At 42.0% G+C, this 26601-nt stretch carries 16 protein-coding genes; 5 read left to right on the top strand and 11 right to left on the bottom strand.

Annotated elements, in window-relative coordinates:
* The first annotated feature begins 163 nt into the window (after positions 1-163).
* Positions 164-1930 carry an AMP-dependent synthetase/ligase gene (locus tag B4Z90_RS12720; RefSeq protein ID WP_112374231.1) on the top strand — a complete coding sequence of 589 codons (1767 nt, stop codon included), beginning with the start codon at positions 164-166 and terminating at the stop codon, positions 1928-1930.
* Between the two features lie 60 nt (positions 1931-1990).
* Here the strand turns inward: B4Z90_RS12720 and rlmB are convergent, their stop codons facing one another.
* Both rlmB and B4Z90_RS12710 read right to left on the bottom strand, forming a co-directional pair.
* Complete coding sequence (rlmB, locus tag B4Z90_RS12715) at positions 1991-2779, bottom strand: 23S rRNA (guanosine(2251)-2'-O)-methyltransferase RlmB (protein WP_046672182.1); 789 nt, start codon at positions 2777-2779, stop codon at positions 1991-1993.
* A 76-nt stretch (positions 2780-2855) separates the two neighbouring features.
* On the bottom strand, positions 2856-4700 hold the full coding sequence (locus tag B4Z90_RS12710) for a DNA polymerase III subunit gamma/tau (RefSeq protein WP_070567258.1): 1845 nt from the start codon (positions 4698-4700) through the stop codon (positions 2856-2858).
* A 375-nt stretch (positions 4701-5075) separates the two neighbouring features.
* Here B4Z90_RS12710 and B4Z90_RS12705 point away from each other — a divergent pair, with 375 nt between their 5' ends.
* Positions 5076-5771 carry a hypothetical protein gene (locus B4Z90_RS12705; RefSeq protein WP_201639516.1) on the top strand — a complete coding sequence of 232 codons (696 nt, stop codon included), beginning with the start codon at positions 5076-5078 and terminating at the stop codon, positions 5769-5771.
* A 113-nt stretch (positions 5772-5884) separates the two neighbouring features.
* Here B4Z90_RS12705 and B4Z90_RS12700 read toward each other — a convergent pair whose 3' ends face one another.
* From B4Z90_RS12700 to B4Z90_RS12675, 6 genes are all read right to left on the bottom strand, one after another.
* On the bottom strand, positions 5885-7900 hold the full coding sequence (locus tag B4Z90_RS12700) for a calcineurin-like phosphoesterase C-terminal domain-containing protein (protein ID WP_201639517.1): 2016 nt from the start codon (positions 7898-7900) through the stop codon (positions 5885-5887).
* A 100-nt stretch (positions 7901-8000) separates the two neighbouring features.
* Positions 8001-9275, bottom strand: a complete 1275-nt coding sequence (locus B4Z90_RS12695) for a BACON domain-containing protein (RefSeq protein ID WP_236560146.1) — start codon at positions 9273-9275, stop codon at positions 8001-8003.
* 13 nt (positions 9276-9288) lie between these two features.
* Positions 9289-10182 carry a DUF1735 domain-containing protein gene (locus B4Z90_RS12690; protein WP_070567266.1) on the bottom strand — a complete coding sequence of 298 codons (894 nt, stop codon included), beginning with the start codon at positions 10180-10182 and terminating at the stop codon, positions 9289-9291.
* A gap of 78 nt (positions 10183-10260) precedes the next feature.
* Positions 10261-12309, bottom strand: coding sequence for a RagB/SusD family nutrient uptake outer membrane protein (locus B4Z90_RS12685; RefSeq protein ID WP_070567268.1), 2049 nt, complete (start codon positions 12307-12309; stop codon positions 10261-10263).
* Positions 12310-12332: 23 nt separating this feature from the next.
* A complete protein-coding gene (locus B4Z90_RS12680; protein WP_070567270.1) occupies positions 12333-15464 on the bottom strand; it encodes a SusC/RagA family TonB-linked outer membrane protein in 3132 nt (1043 codons plus the stop codon).
* A gap of 19 nt (positions 15465-15483) precedes the next feature.
* Entirely contained in the window at positions 15484-16809 is a 1326-nt protein-coding gene (locus B4Z90_RS12675; protein WP_070567272.1) for an IPT/TIG domain-containing protein, read from the bottom strand.
* A gap of 1260 nt (positions 16810-18069) precedes the next feature.
* Between B4Z90_RS12675 and B4Z90_RS12670 the strand changes: the two genes are divergently transcribed.
* From B4Z90_RS12670 to B4Z90_RS12660, 3 genes are all read left to right on the top strand, one after another.
* Positions 18070-19086 carry a helix-turn-helix domain-containing protein gene (locus tag B4Z90_RS12670; protein ID WP_070567275.1) on the top strand — a complete coding sequence of 339 codons (1017 nt, stop codon included), beginning with the start codon at positions 18070-18072 and terminating at the stop codon, positions 19084-19086.
* Between the two features lie 287 nt (positions 19087-19373).
* Positions 19374-19607 (top strand): hypothetical protein, encoded by a 234-nt coding sequence (locus B4Z90_RS12665; RefSeq protein WP_139145028.1) that lies wholly within the window; start codon positions 19374-19376, stop codon positions 19605-19607.
* Between the two features lie 123 nt (positions 19608-19730).
* Positions 19731-20093, top strand: coding sequence for a hypothetical protein (locus B4Z90_RS12660; RefSeq protein ID WP_070567277.1), 363 nt, complete (start codon positions 19731-19733; stop codon positions 20091-20093).
* Positions 20094-20150: 57 nt separating this feature from the next.
* Here B4Z90_RS12660 and B4Z90_RS12655 read toward each other — a convergent pair whose 3' ends face one another.
* From B4Z90_RS12655 to B4Z90_RS12645, 3 genes are read right to left on the bottom strand one after another with little or no spacing between them, the layout of a single operon-like run.
* Positions 20151-21521: a RagB/SusD family nutrient uptake outer membrane protein gene (locus B4Z90_RS12655; RefSeq protein ID WP_070567280.1), complete on the bottom strand. Its 1371-nt coding sequence runs from the start codon at positions 21519-21521 to the stop codon at positions 20151-20153.
* 15 nt (positions 21522-21536) lie between these two features.
* Positions 21537-24746 carry a SusC/RagA family TonB-linked outer membrane protein gene (locus B4Z90_RS12650; RefSeq protein ID WP_167450453.1) on the bottom strand — a complete coding sequence of 1070 codons (3210 nt, stop codon included), beginning with the start codon at positions 24744-24746 and terminating at the stop codon, positions 21537-21539.
* Complete coding sequence (locus B4Z90_RS12645) at positions 24743-25723, bottom strand: TlpA family protein disulfide reductase (RefSeq protein ID WP_112374241.1); 981 nt, start codon at positions 25721-25723, stop codon at positions 24743-24745. Before B4Z90_RS12645 ends, B4Z90_RS12650 begins: the two co-directional genes overlap by 4 nt.
* Positions 25724-26601 lie beyond the last annotated feature (878 nt).

Below are 26601 nucleotides of genomic sequence, written 5' to 3'. Positions count from 1 at the left end.
ATAAGAGTTTAAAGACTCTGGTATAAAAGCACGTAGCTTGATTTACCAGAGTCTTTTCTTTTATATCCCCTTCTAAAAGTACAGGCACTAATATCTCCTGCCAATATAATAGTCTCTATAAAAAAGCTTAAATTAGCTGTATTATACGAACTGGACTTCTAACATGCCAATAGTAGCAACAAGATTATTTGATTTAGCATACCTGCAATATAATATTGCTCCGGATTTCCCGATGTTTTCTTTCAAAAAAGGTAACGAATGGGTAAAAGTAAGCAATACTTATTTTATTGAACAGGTCAACGAGACATCTAAAGGTTTGATCGCATTAGGCGTTCAGCCGGGAGAGAAAGTAGCATTAATTAGTGAGAACCGCATCGAGTGGAATATCCTTGATTTTGCTATTCAACAAATTGGAGCTGTAGTAGTCGCCATTTACCCTAATATTTCGACCTTAGATTACACATATATCTTCAATCATGCCGAAATCAGGAAGTGTATTGTCAGTTCAAAGACACTATACACAAAGATATTAACGATACAAGATGATTGTCCGCAACTAAATGCTATTTACAGTCTAGACAAAGAGGATGGTCTAAACCATTGGCATGACTTCGTCTCCAAGGGCGAGATCATTACAGATGAAACGCTAAACCAACTACGTGATGGTATAAAAACCGATACATTAGCGTCCATCATTTACACCTCTGGCACAACAGGAAATCCCAAAGGTGTTATGTTGTCTCATAAAAATTTATTGGCAGATACGTTGAGTAGTGAATATTCCTTTCCTGTCGAACGAGGTGATCGTGCCCTCTCCTTTCTTCCAGTTTGTCATGCCTATGAACGCGTATTCCAATATGTATATATGTACAAAGGTTTGACAATCTTCTTTGCTCAATCGATGGATACGATAGGTGAAGATTTTAAATCCGTTAAACCGCATATTTTTTCCGCTGTACCTCGTGTATTGGAGAAAGTTTATGAAAAGATTATGGCTACAGGAGAGCAGCTAACAGGAGTCAAGCGTAAGCTATTCTTCTGGTCCTTGAGCATCGGCGAACAATACAAACTGGAGGGACGTACATGGTGGTATGACCTTCAACTGAACATTGCCCGTAAATTAGTTTTTTCAAAATGGCGCGAAGCATTAGGTGGTGACATCAAAGGGATTGCCTCCGGGAGTGCTGCTTTACAGGAAAGATTAATCCGTCTGTATATGGCAGCAGGAATTCCAATATATGAAGGTTATGGCCTCACTGAGGCGGGACCATGTATCGCTGTAAACTGCTATAAACGAGGCATGAAAATTGGGACTGTAGGCTTACCGTTAATTCATATCGAAATAAAGCTTGCTGACGATGGAGAAATATTGACTAAAGGCGAGAATAATATGATTGGCTATTATAAAAATCCAGAGGCAACAGCAGAAGCGATCAAGGATGGCTGGCTTTATACTGGGGACATTGGTCAATGGGTAGACGGTAAATTTCTTAAAATTATAGACCGAAAGAAAGAGATGTTCAAGACTTCTGGAGGAAAATATATCGTTCCGCAGCAGATCGAATCTAAACTGGTCGAATCTTCATTTATCGAACAGGCTATGGTACTTGGAGAAGGCCGCAAATTTCCTGCGGCGTTGATTGTTCCCAACTATAATAATCTTCTAGAATGGTCAAGAAGTGCTTTTCCCGCCCTTGCCAATCTTTCTAGGCTAGATTTTCTAAATAGTCCTGAACTGAAACAGAAAATGAGATCGGAACTCAACCGTATTAATCAAAATTTTGGCAGCTGGGAACAGATCAAGAAGTTCATCATAGTCCCAGACGAAATGACCGTTGAAACCGGTGAATTGACACCGACTTTAAAAATGAAAAGAAAAGTTATCTTGCAAAAATACGAACAAGAGATTGAAGATATTTATCAAAACTAGTCTACAAAAAAGCCTTTGTCAAAAACAAAGGCTTTTTTGTAATCAACTAAATTATATTCTTTATTTTTTAACAATCCGTTGACGAATCGCTTCATAGATCACTACTGCGGCCGACACAGATACATTTAACGAACCTATTTCACCGTACATTGGTATCTTGGCCAGGTGGTCGGCAATACGGATTAGGTCATTGGAAACACCAACGTCCTCTGCACCCATAATCACACAGGTTGGAGCTGTATAATCCACATCATAAATGCTCGAGGTTGTTTTTTCTGTACTGGCAACTAATTGCACACCTGAATCAATCAAAAATTTACCAACTTTGGACAAGCTATCATGGCGACAGACAGGGATTTTATAGAGTGCTCCAGCAGATGTTTTAATGGCATCGGGGTTAACCTCAGCTGAGCCCTTTTTAGGGACAATGATGGCATGTACTCCAGAACATTCCGCTGTACGTGCAATAGCACCCAAATTGCGCACATCTGTCACTCCATCCAACATCAGAAGTAAAGGAGTTTCACCTTTTTCATAAATCTGAGGGAGAAGTTCTTCTATATCATGATAGGTAATTGGAGAAATAACCGCAATTACACCTTGATGATTTTTACGTGTTATGCGGTTTAATTTTTCAATTGGCACCTGTTGAGAAGCGATATTATGTTCCTTTAACAAGGCTTTCAATTCTAGAATCAAACTGCCGCTCAAACCGCGTTGTATAAATAATGACTCGATCTCTTTACCACTATCGATTGCTTCGATGACAGCACGAATACCAAATACCATCTGATTCACTTCACGTCTTTCCCCGTGGTCGCGATCACGTCTCTGAAAATTTCCTTGCATAATAAAACTAAATATTTCCCTCTTCATGGAAGAGTTTGCAAATGTACAAAAATAAAAAACAACTAGCGTGCTTGAATTAGCTTAGTCCCAAGTTAAACTCCTTCCGCAAAGTATCTAAAAGCGGGTTTTTGTTGACCATCGCTTGATACTTCTCCTGGGAAGTATAGGGCTTGCGTGAAATCGTATGTTCCATCATCACCCCCTGCAGATCCAACGAAAAATTCTGGAGTTTCACACGTAGGTAGTTCAACACATCAACCTTTGCACTTTGCAATACATCCATCTGAACACCATTTTCGACATCAATTTCAATCAATACCCCATTTAACCGCGGTTGCATAGCCGTCATCATGGTATACAAGTTAATCTTGTTTTCCGCTTTCAGCTGTTCAGCATAACTATTCCAAACAGCAATAAATTGACCGAATGAAACATCACGTTGTTCGCTTCCACGTATTAATTCTGGCTCATCACCTTCTTTGGCAACCGCATTGTTATCGTATATGGTATTCAAATCCGGCAAAGACGGAATAATTGCTGCAGTAGATGCTCCCCACCCGCCTTTTTTTACTTTAGGAGGCACGTTGGAAATAGGATCTTTTTTCACCTCTTCCTTAGTCTCGGAAGCCTGATAATTTACGGGGTTAGCTTGCGAACGCGGTGTCACAGGGTTTTCAACGACAGGAGCATTCGCTGGAGAAGTCGCTTGCGGAGTAGGGACTACCGAGGTTTGTTGCGCTTGTCCAACTACTGGCTCAGGAAGTTTTTTTTTTACGCCCTCGGTTGCCGAAGGAATCTGTACGGATCCAAGCTGGCTCAATTTAATCGCACTTGCGATATGACATGTCTTGAGGAGTGAAAGTTCAACTTGCAGGCGTTGATTTTTACTTGTCTTATAGTTGATCTCACATTGATTGGAAATATTCAATGCAGATAACAAAAATCCTGGAGAAGCTTTTTGGGACTGCTGCAGATACTTTTGACGAATACTATCACTGACTTCCAATAATTTTAGCGTAGCCGGCTCTTTAGCAACCAGCAAATTTCTAAAATGTGCAGACAGACCGGCTATGAAATGACTGCCATCAAACCCATGATTTAAAATCTCATTGAAAATCAATAAAGTTTGTGCTGCATCCTCAGTTAAAATAGCATCCGTTAGCTTAAAATAATAATCGTAATCCAAGATATTCAAATTATCGATTACCGCTTGATAGGTGACATTTTTATTGGAAAAACTGACGATCTGATCGAACATCGACAAGGCATCCCGAAGGCCACCATCGGCCTTTTGGGCAATGATATGTAATCCGTCCTGATCATAAGCAATACCTTCCCTGTCAGCGATACGGGCCAAATGACTGGCCATATCTTCCACTTTGATCCGGTTAAAATCAAAAATCTGACAGCGCGAAAGAATCGTTGGTAAAATCTTATGTTTTTCAGTAGTCGCCAGGATAAAGATAGCATAGGAAGGAGGTTCCTCCAATGTCTTCAAAAAAGCATTGAAAGCCGCTTGAGAAAGCATATGCACCTCATCTATGATATAGATTTTATATTTTCCAGCCTGTGGTGGTATGCGTACTTGATCAATCAGGTTGCGGATATCATCTACGGAATTATTGGATGCGGCATCCAGTTCATGAATACTGAAAGAATTTCCATTTTGGAAAGACTTACAGCTAGCACATGCACCACAAGGTTCAGTGCCTGCTAAGATATTTTCACAATTTATTGTTTTAGCTAAAATACGCGCACAGGTAGTTTTCCCCACACCGCGGGGACCACAAAATAAAAATGCCTGCGCCAACTGATTGTTGTGTATCGCATTCTTTAAGGTACCAGTAATGTGTTGCTGACCTACAACCGAATCAAAGGTAATCGGGCGGTATTTACGTGCAGAAACAATAAAATTATCCATTGCACGAAGATACGAATTTTAATATTATTTTTCTACGTAACATTAATTTGTAGCGGTAGTGGAGTGCGACAATTTCGCGGTATTATCTCATTTTCTGGCATAAAAAAAGACATCCCTGTACAAAGTAATTATGGACAACCCTTGCCTACCTGCACATTGTATCAAAACAAGTCGTATAGAGATGGTTAGCAATAATACTACACTAAAGTGTTTTAGACTAAGTCATTTTTAAATGTTAATTTCGCCGAACTAAAGACTATTCGAAAACAACTTTATTAATTATTGATAATAAAAAGCAATATATCCCTGCATTAGAATACCTTTGACTGTAGCAGATAGTTAATAGCTTTCGTTAATCTTACAAAAACCAAATTTATGAAGCACTTAACACACCTATTTTACTTTTTGTTATTTAGTACATTTTTATTTGTAGGCTGTAAAAAAGAAGACGACTATGGAGAACTCACTAGCCTAGCAGACGATAAAATCCAACAAGCTGTTAAACTAACTGAAAATCTTTCCTGCAATGACCTAAAGGAATGTCGTATTGACACGCTTTATTACACCTATGTCCCCGTACATCCGAGCTTTGAGCAAGCTTATAATAAATTAATTGCCGAAGCTGCAGACCTTAAAGAAACGGCACAGAAAGTATATAAAGGGCCTATTGTTTACAATACCAGTCCAGCTGAAAATTATCTTCCGCCTCATTTTGGAATACGCTGCATTGCAGGCAAAGTCAAAGTCGCCAGCGCTAGGGATCTGGAGCTGCCTGAAATTAACCAGCGGCTGGATGAACTGTTACCTAAAATGACCACATTTTTCAATGACATTCCCTGTACCGACCCAAGTAAATGGCATATCGCCCCCTTTCGTAAAGACTGTGAATTTATCTCTATATTGTATACTGACAAAGAAAACTTTGCTGAGTTTGGCAATATGGCAGAACAGTATAATCATTTGGATCATGCAAAAAGAGTGCTGGACAAAAGCTTGAACTGTCCAGACAAAAATGACAAACCAGCCAAAGGGGTGGTTTGTGAAAATGGCAAGCCTAAGATTACCTATTAATAGACCCTGTACCATCAAATCTTATATTCGATAATACAGATCATTCTTTATAGGAATAACTTGATTTAGATAAAGCTCAGTCTTCAGGTGACGGAGCTTTATCTAGCTCTCTACTACTTCATCAGGTATCCAAAAGCTTTGGGTCTAACCATAGTTTCTTGATAAACCTTACCAAAACGATCAGTTACTTTAATTAACAAGGTGCTGGTGGGAGAAGAGGCCTTCACTTTAAACATATGCGCTGTCAGGGTGCTGACAAAGTCCTCGGTGGGGGTAGCATTTCGATTAAGCCGCTGTGCTGAATAGGAAACAATATGCAATGGATCTCGCATACGGACACGGGAGACTGTCAACGGTTGACCATTTTCACTCACTTCGACTTTCCAATTTTTATCGTAGTTCCAAACATTGATCAGTACCTCATTGTTGTTATTGGGATTCGCATATTCCGCCGCATAACTCTGCCATTTCAGATCACTTGTAGGCTTAAAATTTGGGGCATATTTATCTTTGGTAAGATGCACCTGATTAAGATCATAAGCCCTAAATTGATAATCAGCATGCTCACCAATACTCTTATACCCCCACTTTAAATCTCTTCCGTCTATCGCCCATATTCCATAGCCTCCTGGGGCCCCATCCTTACAAATATGATTGCCTGCATATCCCGCGTTACCGGTCCACCACCAGGTCGCACAGATGGCAGCTGTATTATGCTCCATGATATGCGGCGTAGCAGCTGTTTCTACGTTATAATTGATATGCGTATGTCCCGTGAGCACATGCACGGTGTTAAATCCATTCAAGGTATTCACAAAATCCTGCGCATTGCTTATCCGATATCCTGTGGTTTCGGCACCGCTCGTATTGAGAATTGGATTGGTATGTAAATGTGCATGCATAGCGATCACAATCGGCGTATCCTTATCCGTAATGGTTGCTAGATCTTTTTTGAGCCATTCAATCTGATCGGCGACAATTTTTGTATTATAGTTCCTTGCATCACCGGCATTAATATATTCAATATTATCTAAAACAATGTAATGTACCTTACCGATATTGAATGAATAATAAGTCGGCCCCAATACATCACGGAACTTATCTTCAGCCCCCCAATCTTCATAAAACTTTGGATCGTTATCATGATTGCCCATGGTATTAAATACCATCGCGTTGATCTTATTCATTTCAACAATATACTGCGGCAGTGCATAATTATTGGTATACCAGTACCCATCCCAAGTCATATCTCCCAATGTCAGCGCATACACTTTATTGCCCGCATTTTTATAGTTTTGTATTGATTGATTAACATCGGGCAGGAATCCTTTCTGAAACTGATTCAGGTCATCCGTACGTTTAGCCAAGTGCATATCCCCCAACACCATGACCACATGTTTTTCATTATTTACAGCCTTAAGCTCAAAATCTTTAATCTCAACAATATTAGCCGGCTGCGAAAGGCGTTGAAAGAATTGAGGCGCATTGACGTTTGAATCAACTTCGTAGTTTCCCGGTATGGAGATAAACACATATTTTCCTTTTTTGGAAGAAGGTAAATAATATATACCAGCTGCATCCGTCATTGTCACTTCAAAGCCGTCTGATACCACAACATTGGCAACACCTACACCATTAGCGTAAACAACACCCTTTACAGTCATTCCTGTTTTGTCGGGGATATTCGCATTAAAAAATAAATTGACAATGGTTGATCCCAACAAAAATGACTGGGCTCCGCGTTTTACGGATATCCGATAACTATCCGATGGCAAGTCCGTTGGGAAAACAAAAACAATATGATCTGCAGAAGCAGATTTGCTTGCGACGGTAAATTTCCCCATTACACCGGGTTTATTCAGTGATTCAAAATATAGCTGATCTCCCGTCTTGAATCCCATTCCTTGTATTGTATATTCGCCCCCCTTGGAAGATTCTATCCGGGCGGACAATAGCACACCGGTTATCCGTAATGTATTATCTTCATTCTCCGGTTCGGGTTCACCGGGCTTATTTTCGGGAATAGCTGAAGCTTTGGTGCAGCTGTATAAGTTTAATGTTAGGCCAAGTCCGGTTACCAATGTAGTTCGAATAAAGACCCGTCGGTTATATTGTTCTTTTTTTTTCATAAAAAATAGGTGATTAAAGGCTATTAACAATTACTTAGCAGGGGGCACAAAATAGCCCATGCAATTTTTCTGAAGAGAAAGTATGCATGGGCCAGGTTTATTATTTAGCGACGGTAACAACGATATCGTCGACAAAGATACGGTTAACAGTAGCTGGCCAATTACCAGCACGCTGATCAAAAGCGCCACCCAATAACCAAATTTGAGTCTCCGCAGTAGCTCCCGTAACAACAAAAGAATAGGTCGCCTCTGGAGCTTGCCATGCAGCCCTGCACGATTCTAGATTCGAATTAGGAGTTGCAACGTTCATCACATTAAATTGGCTCACGCTGACCGTTCCCGGTCCTTTGACACCAACGTTGAGTAGATAATGATCACCAGTGGCATATCGTACAGCTTTGAAGGTAACCAATAGATTTTTTGTACGCTGTACATTGGCCAGCTTCGGCGAAATTAGATCGCCGCCGTAGTTCGTACGCCCTAATTTAATAAAGCCTGGTCGCGCATAAATCGATGCATAATTACCGCCACCTTCTGTCGTATTGATCGTACTGGTCCAGCCTTTGGCCAACTCTTCCGTGCTCCATAAAGCAATCCTGGTTTCGCCTGAAGTCGCATTAAAGATCTCGCTTCCATAGGTCAGCCAGTTAAAGTCCTCCTGAAGAACGACATCGCCCTCTACTTGCAATTTTTGGCCTTTCTGATATACCGTTAGCGGAGATGCCTGTTGCACATCGTCTAAAAATAACAATAGATTTGCTGTACGCTCAATGTCGGTATTTTTATTTACAGTGATTGTTATCGGGGTATCGCCCTCACCTTCCATAGGGGAAACCTTAACCCAGTCAGACTCGTCCTCCACCGCAACTTTCCACTTACCTGTAGAACGGAGAATATATTGTCCATTACTTCCCTCTTCCAGAACTTCCAAACGGTTGGATATGCCATCTATTTTTAAATAGGGATCTTTCACCTGTCCTTGATCTGTGGTTCCTGCCTGTTCTACCTTCAGCACGTTATTTTGTAACTTTCCATCTAAAGTAAAAAACAAAGTCAGTTCACGCGCTTCGGGATCGGTATTTTTGTGGACGGTAACGGTAAATGTTCCATTTCCATTCCCCTCCATTGGATCGATTTTAAGCCAGTTTTCTTTTCGGAGGGGCTCAACCTTCCATTTGCCTGTCGCCTGAACAGTGTAGGTTTCAGATAAACCATCAGCCGCAGCGGTCAATTTTGATGGGTTATCTTTTAGTGCAAAAGCACCATCTACCGCAAGATCGTCTTTACAGGATGTTAGTATCATTATCAAACTAAGACAAAAGACAACTATTGATTTTGGAAACGTATCCAATTTATAATAATTAATCGTATTCATGAATTCCATAATTTTATTTAACCTGCATTTCAACACGTTCCTTCATAATTGTCGTCACATTGCCTATCGTATATTGATATGACAATAAAAACACGTTTGTGCGCATACCAAATGCTTCTTCCACTTTGAATTTATTCGGATACATTGGGTCATTGTCCAATTGTACGACCTGAATATCTTTGTAGGGCTTTATCTTTACGTTATTAAAATCATCTATCTCCAACGTAAGACAGTTTTTCGTAATATTAGGTACTTTAGATATAAAGGTTTCATTTCCGGCGACCATCCGCACGCTATTGCTGGTTAATGGAAATAGCTGTTTATTCGCCGCTGTAGACAAACCATTGGCAAACCCCACCATTGAATACATGGTATTTTTGGCCTGTGATGCATATTCATTCTCTATGATGACCTGATACAATATGGTGCTTTTCTTAGGATTGATTTCAACACCGGATGAACCTGTTGCTTTCAGCCCAATAAAATAGGTAGAGTCCGGAGATAATCCATCTGGTCGCAATTTAACCATGGTACGGCCTGTTAGCTCGCCTGCTTTGATCACAATCCTTTTGTCCATGATGTCATACTTCTCTTTAGGAAGTAATTTGGCATACAGATCTTCCGAATTATCGTAAACAGCAAAATTGTATTTTACTAAAGGTTCTGAATCCTCTTCCAGTGCAATAACAAGATCTTTATCAGGCGCATGGGTACCTCCTGAAGATGCCGCTACATAGCCAATTACCTCTTCTCCCGTCAAGCGAACCACTTCTTTAAACGTATTGTGATAATCAGAACTTATTAATGCTACCTCATTTTTATACATTTCCTTTTCGAATACTTCATTGTCCTTACAGGCAACTAAAGCCATCGAAGCTGTCAGTATAGCGATAAAACTTCGTTTCATAATTTAATATTTTAATGTCTTCCACAAACCAAAACGGTTATGGAAGACGGTTATATTTTCCTTTTTTAATGCTTAATCCTAATTATAGCCCGGATTCTGATCCAATGATGGTAATCTGCGCATTTCGGCACGAGGTATAGGCACCCAAATTAATTTTTTGTCTACCTGACGTGTCAAGAATGACGATGTACCTGGTGAAATTCGCTTGTAGAAAGATTCCCGGTCCGCACCATCGGGGTTCATACCACGAATTGGTTCGCGTTCAGTCTCTTCGTATTTACCCCAGCGGCGTACGTCGTAAAAGCGTCTGTTTTCCCATAGAAACTCCACCATACGCTCACGTTCTATTTGCTTCTGTACCTCTGCCTTGTTGGCAAGCTGCGCAGCAGACAATCCTGGTAAACCCGCACGGTATCGAACAGCATTAAAAGAACCTTTTATTTCACTTTCATCCCGGCTCACGGTATAGGTTTTATCACCAAGCTGTACCGTATGGCTTCCAGTAAGGTTATTTAGTGCTTCAGCGTAGGATAACAATATTTCTGCATAACGTATAATAGGATATGCTTTGGGCATCATTCTGGCCCCCGTGCCACTGATTGCATCAAATGGATTTACCCATTTCTTAATAACATAACCAGTTAATGGATAGTTAGGCGACGATGCCGAGACACCACCTCGACCATCAGGTTCCTGATAAAAATATTTAGCCGTATGTGTATTCAACGTTGTACTCGACAAAGCCTGCCACACAGCACCGTTGAAACCTATCGATGCATAAAAACGCATTTCACGGTTTGCATACATCTTAAATATCCCCGCATTCAGTGGGTAACCTGAAAATTTACGCGGTTGAGCCGTAAATAAATCGCCAAAGGTTCCACCGGCAGGAAGATCAGCCACCGCCTCAAAATACGTATCGCCACGTGCTTCTTCTTTGGTACGTCCGTCATCCATCAGATAAGCATCTACAACTTTTTGTGTCACCGAGAAACGTCCCCATCCTCCTAAAGTTGGCGGAAATGCCCCCTGATTCAAATCCGTTCTAAAATATTCTGTATTACGCCCCCAAATGTATTCGGGATTGATTGAAGCGACAGCCTCACCGGTAAAGACGTCAGAATATGATCTAAATGCATCAATATCAGCCGCCCCATTCGGAAAGCTTCCATAGAAGTTGGGATCGGACGTTACGCCAGCTGGAAGTGTAGGCGTTCTTTCGTCCGCAGGCACTGTATATAATTTATACCGGCCCATATCCATAACACGCTTAGCAGCGGCAGCGGCTACTGCCCAACGTTTTTCATCGTATTGTTGTGATACATAATGTGTGCCATCGGTCTTGCGAATCCAGCTACCAAAATAGGATGCGGCAACAGGTCCGCCATTAAACAATGGACTGGCATGGATCAAGCGCAAACGGGCGATCAATGCAAATGCGGCACCTTTTGTCGGTTTGCCGAAATCCAATAGACTAACATCAACAGGAAGTTGTACAGCAGCCTTTTCAAATTCACCACAGATGTATTCCATAGCCTCATCATACGTCGCCCGGGGCCGGTCATAATACGCAATATCCTCATTGGTATTCACAACTTCATCTCCCAACAAGATTGGTGGGCCAAAATCTATAATGAGGTTATAGTATGCGTAAGCTCTAATAAAACGTGTATATCCTTCGATACGGTTACGATCTGCGTAGCTCATGTCCTTTGGCACATCAATGTTTTTCAATACATTGTTCGCCTTGCGGATAATTTTATAATATTTTCCCCATTGGTTAAGTCCACCATAAAAATCAGGCGTAATATTTCCGGTGACAAAATCCATCCCGTAGTAAATATTGGTTGTCCCAGTACCTGTAAGGCCATTTATAGCTTCATCTGTCGCCATTGGCCCTGGTGTATAGTTGGATCTGATCGTATTGGATTCGTCAGGGAACATTGCTGCCGCCCCCCACATATACGCTTCTAAGTAACGTGTATTTGCATATGCCGAATCAATATTAAATTCATCGTCAAAGTACTGATCAATATTTAGATAGTCCTTACAAGATGTCACCATAAACAACACTAGTATCGCTAAGCTGGATTTGGCAATTCTATTCATGATTATTGACGTTTTCATGTCTTTCGATTATTTCTATGGTATTAAAAATTAATATAAGCCTGTAACGAATAAGTCGTCGGAATTGGGTATTTACGTCCACCCCAAGCCGCCTGTTCGGGGTCAAAAATCTTAACGTTATCCCAGATATATAGGTTGTTTCCAACAAACTGAAGATCCATGGATTTGACACCTAATCGCTTTAAGAAATTCGGGCTTACATTATAGCTCAACGTAAGTTCTTGCAATCGCAAATAGCGGGCATCATCCATCCAAAAGGAGGATAACTGACTGTTGTTCCTGTTATTACCATATTGCAAACGCGGGAATTTGGCATTTGGATTTTCGGCTAAGGATAAATCAATACCATGCTGTAGCGCATAATCTCTCGGGATCCAACGATTGGCAGGATCATTAGCCATGGTAATGACGTTACCATCTGTACCGCCGAAGAAGGGCATATAGCCCATACCCGTATTTTCAGTAACATCTTTATATTTCATCGGCTGCCCAACATAGAAGAAGGAAGTCTTACCTGTTCCTTTGAAAAGGACACCTAATGATAGATTTTTGTAACGGAACTCTCCCCCGAATCCATACATGATTAATGGATAGTTACTATGGGTCAATGGTACTTTATCAAGGGTATTAATGATACCATCACCATTCACATCCTTGTATTTAATATCACCGGGTAATACCGTTCCAAAGCTTTGTGTCGGACTGTATTTAATGTCATCTTCGTCTTTAAATAAGCCTAATGCTTGATAACCACGAATGGAATTATGAGGATAACCATTATACTCTAGGTAAGAATACTCTAGGTAAGCCTGTTCCCAGTTTTGCACAACATTTTTTGAATAAGTGAAGTTACCCCGCAAAGTAAGGGTCATATCACTATTCAACTTGGTGGTGTAGCTAATATTACCATCAGCACCCGAGCTCTTCATACGCCCCACATTGGCATACGGATTAGAAATTACGCCCACATAATCCGGCACTTGCACCCGCGGTTGAAAAATACCGTTCCGTTGATCTTGGAAAAAATCAATCACAAAATCAATTTTATTATTAAAGAGCTTTCCTTCAATACCCAAATTGGATTTAATAGCTCTTTCCCACGCTAGATTGTCTGCACCGATACGGGTTTCGGTAATCGTTTCTATCCCATCAATTCCCCAGACCTTATTCCGATCTATATCCGCCTTAGTGAGGTAGGGGAAACGTACGTCATCTACAATTCTATCGTTACCTACAGTACCATAAGACGCCCTGATTTTGAAGTAATCTAACCAAGGAGCTACATTCTTCATAAATTGGTAACTTGTAGGTACCCATCCTATCGCTACCGAAGGAAAAAAACCATACTGGCGACCAGGTTGAAAATTCTCGGAACCGGTATAACCGAAATTGGCATCCAATAGGTAAGTATCCTTATAACCATAGGTAAATCTACTGGAAACACCTTGATAACGAACAGGTATCGCCGTCAAATTATTGGTTGCATCATCCGTATTTTTGGCATCGCTCAGGTAATAATAAACTAAAGCTGAAGTACGATGATCTTCTCCAAATTTTTTATCATAATTAAGTGTAGACTCAAAATGATACTTTCGATATTGGCTTACGAATTTTGAATAGGACGCGGGCCTTTCCTGTACCTTTTGAACCATGATCAATGACCCATCCAAATTACGGCCTGTTGCTTCATACAATGCAGGCTGCATCCACCTACGTTCAGAAAAATAGCTCTGGATATCATAAGCACCTTGACCACGGATTTTCAGCCCTTCAAGCACACTGCTCAAGTCCTGATCCAATGCCAGTGTTACCTTACCTTTATAGTTTTGATTATTATAGTTACCTGTACGGTTGATCATCACATAAGGTGATGAACGCTGCCCTGATCCAACCCCGGGTAATAAGCCATTAGAGTACTGAAGCGGGATGGAAATGGGCGTAAGTGTCGATTGTGTTTTCCAGATATCATCCGTATTACCATAACCAGGTTCTTTTTTAACAGATAGAAAGCCATCTGAACCCAAAAATACCTTCGTTGTTTTGGTTAAGTTAATATCAAGATTAACACGGTAATTGTAAGTATTGTAGCCAACATTAGAACTGTAAATACTATTCTTATCGACTTTGTACGCTGCTGTTTCGCTATTACCGCCCAAACTCAGGAAGTATCGTGCTACCTCAGAACCGCCGCGCCCAGAGGCATAATAGCTCTGACGCCAAAAGCTTCGGTTTAGAATCTCATCCTGCCAACTGACATCTGGATACATATCTGGATCTAGATGTTGTTGTATAATACCTAATTCTGTATCATTAAACAAGGGCTCGCTCCCCCGCACTACGGAAGCTTCATTAGCCAATAGGGCATAATCATAAGCACGTAGGTATTTCGGTAGGCGATTAAGTCGTGATAACGTAGAGTTTGCTCGCCCTGTAATCTGGATACGGTCTACGGTACCGCGTTTAGTGGTTACCAATACAACGCCATTTGCACCCCGCACACCATATACCGCTGTTGCCGAAGCATCTTTCAGAATGGAGAAACTCTCTACATCAGCGGGATCGATCGTATTTAAATCACCTTCAAGTCCATCAATAAGCACTAAGGCTTTCGCATTGGCACCAAATGTACCAATACCACGCACCCAAAAATCTGCAATATTTGCTCCAGGCTCACCCGAGGTCTGCATCGAAATAATACCAGCGGCGCGGCCCCCTAACATATTCGCGATAGAAGGTGCGGGACTTTGTAACTGTTTTACATCTACTGTTGTAATGGCACCTACAGAACTAATTTTTCGCTGTTTGGCTCCCAGACCGACAACCACAACCTCGTCGATATTGGTGCTCTTGTCCAGCATCTTTAATTCAAGATTACTGGTGGATTCTACCACCAAATGCTCGGCAACGTCATAGCCCACACTGGTAAATACCAACCAGTCTCCATACACAGCTTTAATAGTAAACTTTCCCTTATCATCTGTAGAAGTTGCTCCTTTCGGTTTATCCTTGACATAGATTGATACTTTAGATATAGGTTGCCCCTTGCTATCAACGACAGTTCCGGCAATCGTTAACTGTTCTTCTGTTTGTTGTGCAAGCGCAGGTGATAGCCAGAGGCACAGCGGCAGCATGCACAAAAAATAAAAAATCTTCATAATATAATAAGTAGGTTAATTATTCGATAACTAATTTACGGATGCGCGCATTGCTCCAATCGGCGATATAGATATCGCCCTGATCATTCACCGCAACTCCCCAAGGTTGGTTGAACTGCGACTCTACAGGCCCACCGTCTTTATAACCAGCTTTAGTCGGTTGTCCGGCAACAGTAGAAACAATTCCATCAGCCGATAGCATACGGATACAGTGATTACCATAATCGGCAATAAACATATTTCCGGTCTTGTCAAATTTGATATCCTTTGGATAATTGAAAATTGCATCTTTAACGGGGCCGTCGCGAAATCCCGACCCACCCGGTGCATTGATACGTTTGAAGCCTTCGTTGATATGTTCAGGACGTAGGTCTAATACAGAAATTCCTTGTGCAAACGTGTTCGGGCTAGCGTTTGAGTGTAACGTAATATACAACTCCCAAGGTTTTGCTGGATTAATAGCCTGTCCATATTGTGAACCATAAGGCCCTTTGTGCACGATCGTCGCAGCATATGTCACCGGATCTATTTTAGCGATATGACCATCACGGAAGCGTGTATATAAATGGCCATCGTAGGGGCAAAAAGTCACAAAGTTGGCATATCTATCCGCCTGAACAATTTTGCCGTAATCAGCTGCTGAGAACTGTGCATTCCGCTGGCGAAGTGTCCAAGCTTCTCTTGGATCAAAGGAAAAAAACACTTCCGCAACCGACTCGTGCGAAACTGTCATAATACCTGTTTCCCGATCCACTGTCACCCCGTTGGCATAAGGGTTTGGTGAGGATGCAGCTGAATATAAAGGGGTAACGATATTTTCCTTTTCGTTGATACGCGCTATCCCAAATGATCCACCATCACGCCAGGTCATAAATAGGTTGCCTTGCGCGTCCATATCTAGGTATTTGCCATAGACATGTGCCTGATCGAGTGTACCTGCTAAAAAGTCCTTATCCCCTGTACCGGTAACTGTACTGACCTGCGCCTGGATATGATAAGTAAATGATTTATCATAAATCAATGAATCTTTACCGATGACAACCGAAATTTTGGGATCATCACCAGGAAGACGTGGCACAATAGCATAAATACGTTCTCCACTTGAGGAGACTACTGCAGCCCGTGCATTATTAAAATACACTTTGATCTTATTTGGATCGGATCCAAAGTTTTGACCATCTAATAAGATTTTATCCTTAGCTCCGCCTTCTGCAGGATAGAAAGAAGAGAGCACGACCGGTTTATTGGGATCATGCTCACCTTGCCTTGTTGCAACATCTTCTTTACAATAAGAAAAAAACAGCAACGATAACAAAGAGAATGTTAATTGATTATATTTTTTCATAATAATTTTGGTTAAACAAATCTATAACTGGTTCTGACTTGAGATCGAATACAATTCAGAAAAACAAACAAAACAAATATTTCAAAACAAACAAAACAAATGTATTTCTTAAAAATTGAAAGAATAAGAAATAAACAACACAAGTTAAAACAGGTATAAGATTTAGATTAAAACGCTGCAAAACTAACAAACAAGACCACAAAAACTACCATAACAATGATTACCATATTGTTAACATTGTTTTAATTTAAAAATAAGTAGTTAGTCTCATATTTAAGAAAAAAAAACAAAAAGAAACATCACCAAAACAAAACGAAACAACATTATTGTAACATCTCAATTCACAGTTTACGCAGATACTAAGACAAACCGTGGTGTTTTCTTTCACTTCCCATATTTTGGGGATTTTTGCGGGACATTAAAAAAAACAAAAAAATTGGCAGTTAAATGATGATATCGCAACTAGTTCATCCTTTTTCATAAATCCTTCGTACCTGCCTCGCCCCTTATTCGGAGGCCGCCCGCTTCTTCTCCACTGTTTCCCTACTCCTTCCCTACTGATTATGTAGGCAATATGTAGATAATCTGTAGGAAATATGTAGGCGCATTCCGAAGATGGCACGAACCAGACACGAAAAAATGGTGAATAAAGGGGAGAGAAAAAGAGCATAATGATTAGCCAATTTTCGGCCACCATATGGCCGCTTTTCGGCCAAAAAACCTTCCATATCCTTGAACTGGTAACAGTTAAAAATTCAGGAAAATGAAAAAAAATCTAGCGCCATACAGCCATTGTTCAGTGCGAGCATGTCCTAGTCTTGTCCTAATTTCTCCAAAAGTGTCCTTATTTCGCAAGAGGTGCGAGCATTCCCACTAAAATCCAGTATTATGTATTTTGAAAACTAGTGGGCTAGTACGGAAAATGTACAACTCTTTCTCCAGATTTGGACAACTTTTAACCTTATATACTCGATATATTTGGGATCAATTCAGCAGTGACAGGAAGTAGTGTCGATCAATTGAGAAGTAATGCAGTTGATTTAGGAATTAATTCTACAATATAAAACAATCACAAATTCTATGTTTGAATTCACTCATCCATTAGCTGGGATTTAGGCGTAGTCAATAAATAACAGTCAAACCGAGCTATAAAATAGCAAAAATATATTAAATAAACATGTGCTGGACGGTAGTATTTAGTAAATAAATTATAAATACTTTTCCATACCGTAAAAGTTGAAAAATAAACCACGATCAATTATGAAGAAGACCTTCAAATTTATATTACCAAAAGTAGCTTATTTCGAGGACGAAAAACACCCATTTCTCACCCAATTACCTGGTGCCAAGCGTAATCTATATGAGGATCCTTCTATCCAGCTTGTAGAGGAATACATAGATTACCGGCAGACCATATTATATCGGCTACAGGCCCATGTGCCCACTGATTGTATCGTGCAACTTAAAACAAACAGGCCAGACTTTCACCTGATTTATACCAAGAACGCGACGGACGATATTATCGTTCAAAAACATGGTACCAAAAACGAAATAGTACTTCCCCATAGACATAGTACTTTTACCTACATTCCGCGCAGTAAATTCGATATACTGCTAAAGCCCGGGAATTACCTGGTCTACGGGCTATTGATTGATATCGGCCTGGTGCGGGACATCATCTACCATCACGGCCACTTTCTATCCGAATTAAAAAATGCCAGAAAAAGGGATAAATCCAGTCTTTACCAGACCGCCTTATGGCCGATCAAAGAGCTGACTGATTACCAGCTCAACCGCATTGAAACAATCTTTTTCAACTATAGCAAACAAAACGAAGCAAAGGTTGTCGAGCAGATTTACCAGTTATTTGATATCGCCGAATCAAAACAATTTGCATTCTATGAGAAACTGAGCGAAAGTGAAATACTGGCCAGAAAAGCTAGAACAATGATCCATGATATCGTCAACCAAGGTTTTCAGGAAGTGAATATAAGCCTGATTGCCACTATCCTAAGCGTTTCTGATGCCCACCTGACGCGCTGCCATAAACGCCATTACAGACAGACTCTTTTACAGTATAGGGACGAAATACTCCTTCCGCTGGCAAAAGAAAGATTGCTTTCGACTTATAGTATTGGCGAAGTAGCCAATTTTTGCGGATTTAAATACCCAAGTGGTTTCTCCAAATATTTTGAAAAACGGGTAGGCCTGTATCCCTCCGATTATATTGAACTCCATCGTAATCCCGACAATGACAAAAATGAATACATCATATGATCAAAAATGGATAAATGAATTCACCGAGGCTGCCTTACCTTTGAAATACGCTTAAAGAACGAAAAGCAAAAGAGATGGCAGGCGTACAAGTGCCATGCGATCCCCGTCTTTCCCGACTGGGAGTCCAGCTATCTTCGGTACGTCTGCGAAAGGTTGGGAGGAGATAGCTGGAGCAAAATAAAATAGGGACGCGGGTACAGCGATAAAGTGCAAAACAACACAGAGGGCAGGCCGCACCCAGGATGTGCCGCTGCGCTACAGGTTATGGATAGGTAAAATGAACGAAGATGAAAAGTCTACAAACAGTAAAAACGAAAATCAGCCAGCTAGGCCTGCAGATCAGGTCGGGGCTCCAGTCCTTAGGGATCCTACTGTTTGGGCAGTTTGTCCTTCGATTCAGGTATAGAGCCATTCTTTGGTTCAGCACACTGCGCTATGCTCCTATCTGTCTATCCTTGGCCCTAAAGAGAGTCGCAAGCAAGATGTTGTATCCGCGTAAGTTTGCACTGTTCCCGAGTTAGCTGGCTTCTCGGCTTCCAGGAAGCTGGCCGACCATACAATAGGAACCCTCGATTGCATAACTGTGAGGCAAAACCGATGTGCAAAATGATTACCAACAGAATTTCAAATTAAAACATTACACCATGATAACGTTAAAATCAAAAATCATAGCTGGATTTACAGCATTAATACTATTATTCGGAGCTTTCTATATTGTGAGAGCGAACCAGAACAAAACGGAGCCTACTGTAGCACCAAAGATGCTTGCAACGCAATGGTTTGAATTTATCGGGTCTTCATCGGATTCCCCGACCGATCCAACTAAGTATCGGCTCATAGAAGAAGATGAACCGATGCCGACCTGTAACCCAGGGGATCAGGTATGTGCACTACGGGCACCTGTAGATTTAAACGGGCAGCCCGATATAGACAGCACATTGCAGAATGAAATACAGACTGCGACTTCAAACGAGCAACATTCGGCAAACGTACGGGTGAGGGAATAATCTGACTACTCCTGAAAAAGAGAGGAAAGACTGATTGTTTTTCCTCTCTTTTTACTGTCAATTCTGAGTGAGCGACCCATTATCAATCACTTCATCAGGTAGTTTATACAGATACCTGACCACATCGGACGGCTTCATTGTATATGTTTTCCCTTCGGCGGTCCTGGTCATTGTTTCCACCTGTTCACCGAGTAGGATATACCTTCTGATATCTGACCACCGCTGTCCCCTAAATATCAGTTCCCTTTGACGTTCCTTTTTTATGTATTCCAGTGCCCTCCTTTGGTCTGTAAACACTACGGGTTTAAAGTCATCTGTGGAAAAACGCCCTGCCCGAACCAAATCGATGTCTTTTGCCGCATCGTTCAGCCTGTTTTGGCGGATATTCGCCTCCGCACGGATAAGGTACATTTCGGCCGTCGTTGTCCCGCAAAATAACTGGGAGGAATTTAAACCATTATAATTTCCCTTAAAGAGGATTTCCCCGAGGTTGTTCAGGGAGAAAAATGCCACTTTCCTCAGATCCCCCTTTTCATAATTGTCATATTCAAGCATGTTTACCCGTCTCCTTGAAGGCGCAAGGGCTACGCCGCCGTTCATGGCTACGTCGAAAATCACTTCCTTATTCCATTTGGAAAAAGGAAGACTCGCGGTAGCGGTTATTTCCGTTCCATAGTCCATAACTTCTGACCGGATCATCAGGGCGGAATCCGCGTACCGTCCAGCAGTTTCAAATTCGGACATGACCAGGTATATTCTGGCCAGTTCTGCATAGGATGCCGCTTTTGAAGGTCTTGTCGGGATATCGGTTCTGTCCGGCAATAACCCAATGGATGTTTTCAGGTCAGTGATGATAAAATCATAGCATTGACGGACAGTACTTCTTGAGATCTGTTCATCCAGGGATGGCTCAGTCCGTAAGACCACTCCAAGCTGGGCATTGCTCCCCGAAGGATCATAAGGAAGGGAAAATACCTGCAGCAGGTTGAAGAGCTGGTGCGCCCTATAAAAAAGGGCTGCCCCCCGAAGCGTATTCACCTCCGCTTCATCACTGGTGGCCGTTTTTATAGAAGGCAGGTATTTTAGTACCGTATTGGCATACAAGATCGCCTGATAGGGGCCGGTCCATTGGCTGGCCACGGGACTATACGGTTGCCAGAGATAAAGCAGCCTATCTCTTTCGTTGGTCATTCCTGCCCACGAAGTTTCATTTAGGTAGTAACTGTCACAGGCTGTTTCCCCAAGGCCTGTTGTGGCAAAGTTCATTACCACCTCGCTGTTGCCAAGCAGGCCCCGCAGGTCCTGCAGGCTGCTGGGAATGGAGAAACTGTCATCAGGTTTTAAGTCAAGATATCGGGAGCAGCCTGAGAGGACGCATGCTACAAGGCTAATAATTGCGCCACTTTTTAAAAATTTAAGTTTTTTCATTGTTTTCTACGTGTTTTAAAATCCAATCTTAAACCCTCCCGTTAGTGTCAGCGGAGGTGCTATCGCACCGTTGGATACGGGGTCTATCCCTTCTTTGTTCGCTGTCCAGATCAGCCCCATATTTGTACCCATGAGAAATAGTTCCAATGACCTTATCCGCTGTCTTGCGATGTTGGAGAAACGGTAGGAAAGCCTGATATCCTGTAGCCGGATATGGTCTCCCCGCCTGACAAGAACTTCGCTGAGGCTATAGAAAGTTTCCCGGTCTGTATTCAGGGGATAGTACATTGCTGGTACATCGGTGTGCAGTTCATCACCTGTCTTTTTCCATCGTATGGAAATATCTGAATGCCCTGACCAGTTGCTGAAAAAGGAAGAATAGTTGATGCTGTTCTTTCTGAAAAAGTAAACAAATTGCCCTAAGACGGTGAATGCAAACTCCAGGTTCCTGTAGCCTATCCTGTTCCGGTAGGATGCCGTTAGCCGGGGTACACTTGAGCCATGATATACCAGATCATCCAGATCCGTGTTTCTGATTATATTTTGATAATTGATCGAAGGTTCTCCATTTTCGAATCCCCTTGGAGCTCCCTGATCAGCTGTTAATCCGTCCCAGCGGAAGCTGGTCAGCATATTTCGGTCCTTTCCCACAAAATACCCGGCATACATCGCCTGATTGGTCACAGCCAATATCCTACCATGATATTTTTCCAGGGTGGTCCTGTTGTACCCGGTCCGTAATACCCCGTTCCATGACCAGTTGCGGCTGCTTATAGCCGTCGAGACGGTGAGGTCTAATCCCTGGCCTTTGAGTTCCGCGGAATTCATTGTCACGGAGGAGGTACCCAGTGTTGGATCGACAAGAGCGAAACCGATCAGGTCGAGCGATTTCTTTCTGTAATAATCAAATGTAAAATCCAGTCTTTTATTCCACATTTTCCATTCTATGCCTGCATTGAAAGTTTGAACTCTCTCCCAGCGCAGCCCCGGATTCTGCAAGGACAGGATATTGGTAAACGGCTGGTTCGAATAAAAATCCAGATAATTGGCCTGTTGGAGTACAAGTTCAGCAGGGATACTTGCATCCACATTTCCGCTATAGCCGAAGGAAGAACGTATTTTAAGATAATTCACCGCATCGGAATGATAGAATGGTTCCCCCGATATTTCCCATCCACCGCCCAGGGACCAAAGCGGGGACCATTTATTTCTTGTGTCCACGCCGAATATATTGGAGGCATCGCTTCTGGCACTGGCAGACAGAAAATACCGGTCGGCAAAGCTGTAATTTACAGTTGAGTAGATGGATACATATCTATTTGCCGTTCTTCCTGTCCCCAGCCCATTTGGTATATAACCTTTACCGCCGATGGCGGGGAACAGGGGATATGTGTTGGCAAAATCGACTGGCGAAAAAGTATTCCTGTCTGCCTGGACCCCATAAGTTCGGTAGGATGAATTGCTGTTATTGATTTCCCTTACCTCGGCCCCGGCTATCCCCTGAAGGCGGTGCCCCCTGCCCAGCTGCCTGTCGATGTCCAGCTGGGTCCGGAGGGAATAGCCCCATAGTTTGGCATTGCTTCTGTCCTGTATGCCACCATCAGGTATCCCATAGGTCGTCTTGCCTCCGTTTATGGCTGTAAAGCGGTTGTACAGGTTCCGGGTATAATAACTGTTTTCTTCCAGTAATGACGAGGATTCTGTTAGGGCACGGTTCAGCTGCGACTGAAGGGTGAACCGTAGGCCTTTAGCTAAGTCGTAACCCAGATCAAGCCCCGCGACAATCTGCTGATTTTCTGACCTGCTACCGGTTCTTTCGAGCTCATCCAGGGGGACAAAATTCCAATTCCTGGATACCAGCCCCTGATTTTGGTCGATAAACGTTCTGTCATAGTCCGTGTAGAGTATGTCATTAACCCCGTCGCTGTTTTTCAATTGTGCATATGGATAGAGTTCTTTGTTGTTGACCTTGATGTGGCCGTAGCCTACCATATTGGAAGTGTTATACATGGTGCCCGTGATCCTGCTAAAAGAAAGGTCTGTCGAAAGGGTCAGTTTTGATACCGGCCTGTAGGTCTGGCTAAATCTGGCCGTGATCCTATCCTGGCCGTTTGTTGGCATACTATAGGTATTTTTATTGTAACCGAGCGAAAAAGAATAGCTTACCTTATCCCCGCCTCCACGCAGGCCTATGGAAGAGCTGCTTTCAATAGCATTTCTGTAAACAAAGTTCAGAAAATCATTTCTTACGTCAATTCCCCGCAGTACTCCTAATCGTTCCTCGAGCTCCTTTTCGCTGATTTCCTGTTTCTGTTGCTGAATGAGAAGCTTTACGACTGGCGTGATCACCGGCTTTTTGCTGTCATTGATCTGTGTACCATAAAAACCTTTTTCAAAAAGAAACCTCTCCATGTCAATAAAATCACTGGACGAGGCGGTCTGGCGCGAGAACAGGTCCGGTTTTCTCGAAACCATCAAGCTGGAGGAAACATCTACGAAAAGAGGCTGGTTCAGTTTGCCTTTTTTTGTTGTGATGACCAGTACACCATTTCCGGCCCGTACACCCCAGATTGAGGCGGCGGCAGCGTCCTTTAGCACGGTAACTGTTTCTATATCCTGGGGATTGATATTTTCAAGCGTGCCCTCAAAAGGGAAGTTATCCACAACGATCAGGGGAAAGGTCTGGCCTATAAGGCTGGACTGTCCCCTAATGGTGAGGTTGGGCTGTTGCGCCGCTCCATTAAAATTATAGCCGGTCCTATCCGTATAGGCACCTGAAATAAGACCATCTATCCTGTCAAGTAGGTTTCCCGATGTATTATACTGTATTTCCCGCTCGCTGATCGTTGCTACGGAGCCGGTAGAAGCCCTTCTGTCAATACGCTGATATCCGGTGTTGATCTTCACTTCCTCCAGCGTGTTTGACCTTGGGAGCAATTCAACAGAAATATATTGCGCGTTTCCCAATAAAATCGGTCGGGATACCGGTACATATTGCACATCCCTGATCAGGATCGTGTCTTGGCCACGGGCAGTCGGCACAAGGGTAAAATTACCTGTAAGGTCTGATGATGTCGACACATTGTTCCCTTTAAGCATAATGGTTGCGCCCCGGATAGGTCTTCCGTTGGATTTATCCACTATCTTTCCTGAAATTGTGATATTGGTCTGCGCAGATAATGAGCTCCACAATATCAGCAGCAGGAGTGTTGTCCATATTTTCAAAGCAGCCCCCCTTTCTTTTGAGTATTGACCTGTTTTCGGCTTTGGATATTTCCGGCTGCTTTGGAGCTTATTGTTGACCAGTCATCGGCTTGTGCCTTTATTATGTTTTCAACGTCAAGATATTTGGCAGATGTGATTGCCCTGATCTTATTGCCCTTGATCCATACAATATGCGGTACAGACTGTACTCCGAAATAATAGGTCAGAACGAAATCTTCGGCTACAGAGAAGGGCTTGTAGTCCTTGAACCAATATAAAATGGTCTTTGAATGTTCGATTTCGTCGGTAGTTTGCGCAGTAACAGGTATCACGGAAACGGATGCTGGCAGTTCTATTTCTTTTAGCTTTCGCAGTGAATTCAGGCAGCTTCCGCACCAGGTTGCCCAAAAGTCCAGTACAATGAGTTCCTGCTTTCCAAAATCATTCAATGTAATCCTTTGTTTTCCGTCTGGGTGGTTTACAGTCAGTAGGTGGAGCCCCCACAATGCGTCTGGAATGGTATCTCCGATCTGTAATGGCTTGATGCTATTTAGCCCATCCGCCCCGCTGTCTTGGCGGAGCGTCTGAGCAGATAAACCAAACATATAAAACATAAGAGCTAATAAGATAAACGCTCTTATGTTCTTCAATGCCTTAAAAGAAAAATATAAATATTGAAAAACTATAGCTGTAAGCAGAAGCAATCCCCTACCAACTCCTGACCAACTTCGCCCTTTCCGCGGGTTTTCATCGAGTCGGCTGCGGAATTTCAGTGGGTCACACCGATGAAAACCCGATGCCAATTCGAAGCGAATAGCATAAAAGGCAGAAGAAAGGCCGGTATTAACTGGGAAAAAGTCCAAAGCCAGTAGGCGTACTTTTTTCAGCACTCGGCCAGTACCCTTACAATAGGATCTGCTCGAGTATCTGGCCAGTGCTTGGCAGATGTAGGTATTTATATTTATCTTGACTAGCGTCAATAATTTTAACGTATTCATAATTTGTTTGTTATTGGTTATTTCGATAACCGACTGAAAAAATCAGCGATTTTTTTGCTCAATTCCAGTTCTTTTTCTATAAGCTCGTCTGCTTCCGATTACAGCTCAGCTTTAGTAATATCTAGTTTACGATGATTGACGATACAGTATACGATCAACAGACGATACACTGCAATTGCAAACTCCTGCATTTCTTCATCTTTCAAAAGCTGACGCCTTTCTACTCCATCATCAACATAAGCACTCAACAGCACTAGGATATTAGCAGATATCGCATTTAAGGCATACCGATCTCAGAATATTTCGATCTCCTTTATAGAGCCATAATCGACCTTGTGGACATCGTAAATCATCCAATCAAAAGCAAATTGTAGCACCAAAATCCTTTTCATTTTTCAGTTTGTAAATCCGTAACCCAAAGTACATAAGATCCCCTTTCCGATCGAAATCAGCTTTTTTGAGGCCTGATCATACTCAGGTCAGTTTGACAATAATTTAATTAATTCAGTAAGCCAGATCGCGTTTGAATGAGGGGTCACACAGGTAAATATATTGGCGTTACGCGATCAATGACTAAAAGAGACCAAATAGTATTTGGCAGAGCCAGCCGAGCTATTCGGGAGCTGTGATGATGTTTTTTTGTAATTGCTTCCGAAAAACAAAAGCACCGATAAAATCACATTTTTGTAATGTTAATTGGTGCTTTATTTTTTTGATTTTATTTCTCATAATTCGTCAAATTAAAACGAACTCAAAGAAATAGTCAAAAATGGATGACTACTTGCTTGTCGTAGCAGCAGAGGCTCTGGCGGAACCTTTACTCATTACCCTAGGAAATAACTTTCAGTACCATTATTAAAAAATAATGGGTGATGCCA

This window comes from Sphingobacterium sp. UBA5639 (assembly GCF_002421245.1).
Classification (GTDB): Bacteria; Bacteroidota; Bacteroidia; order Sphingobacteriales; family Sphingobacteriaceae; genus Sphingobacterium; species Sphingobacterium multivorum.
This window is presented reverse-complemented; position numbering and strand designations above follow the sequence as displayed.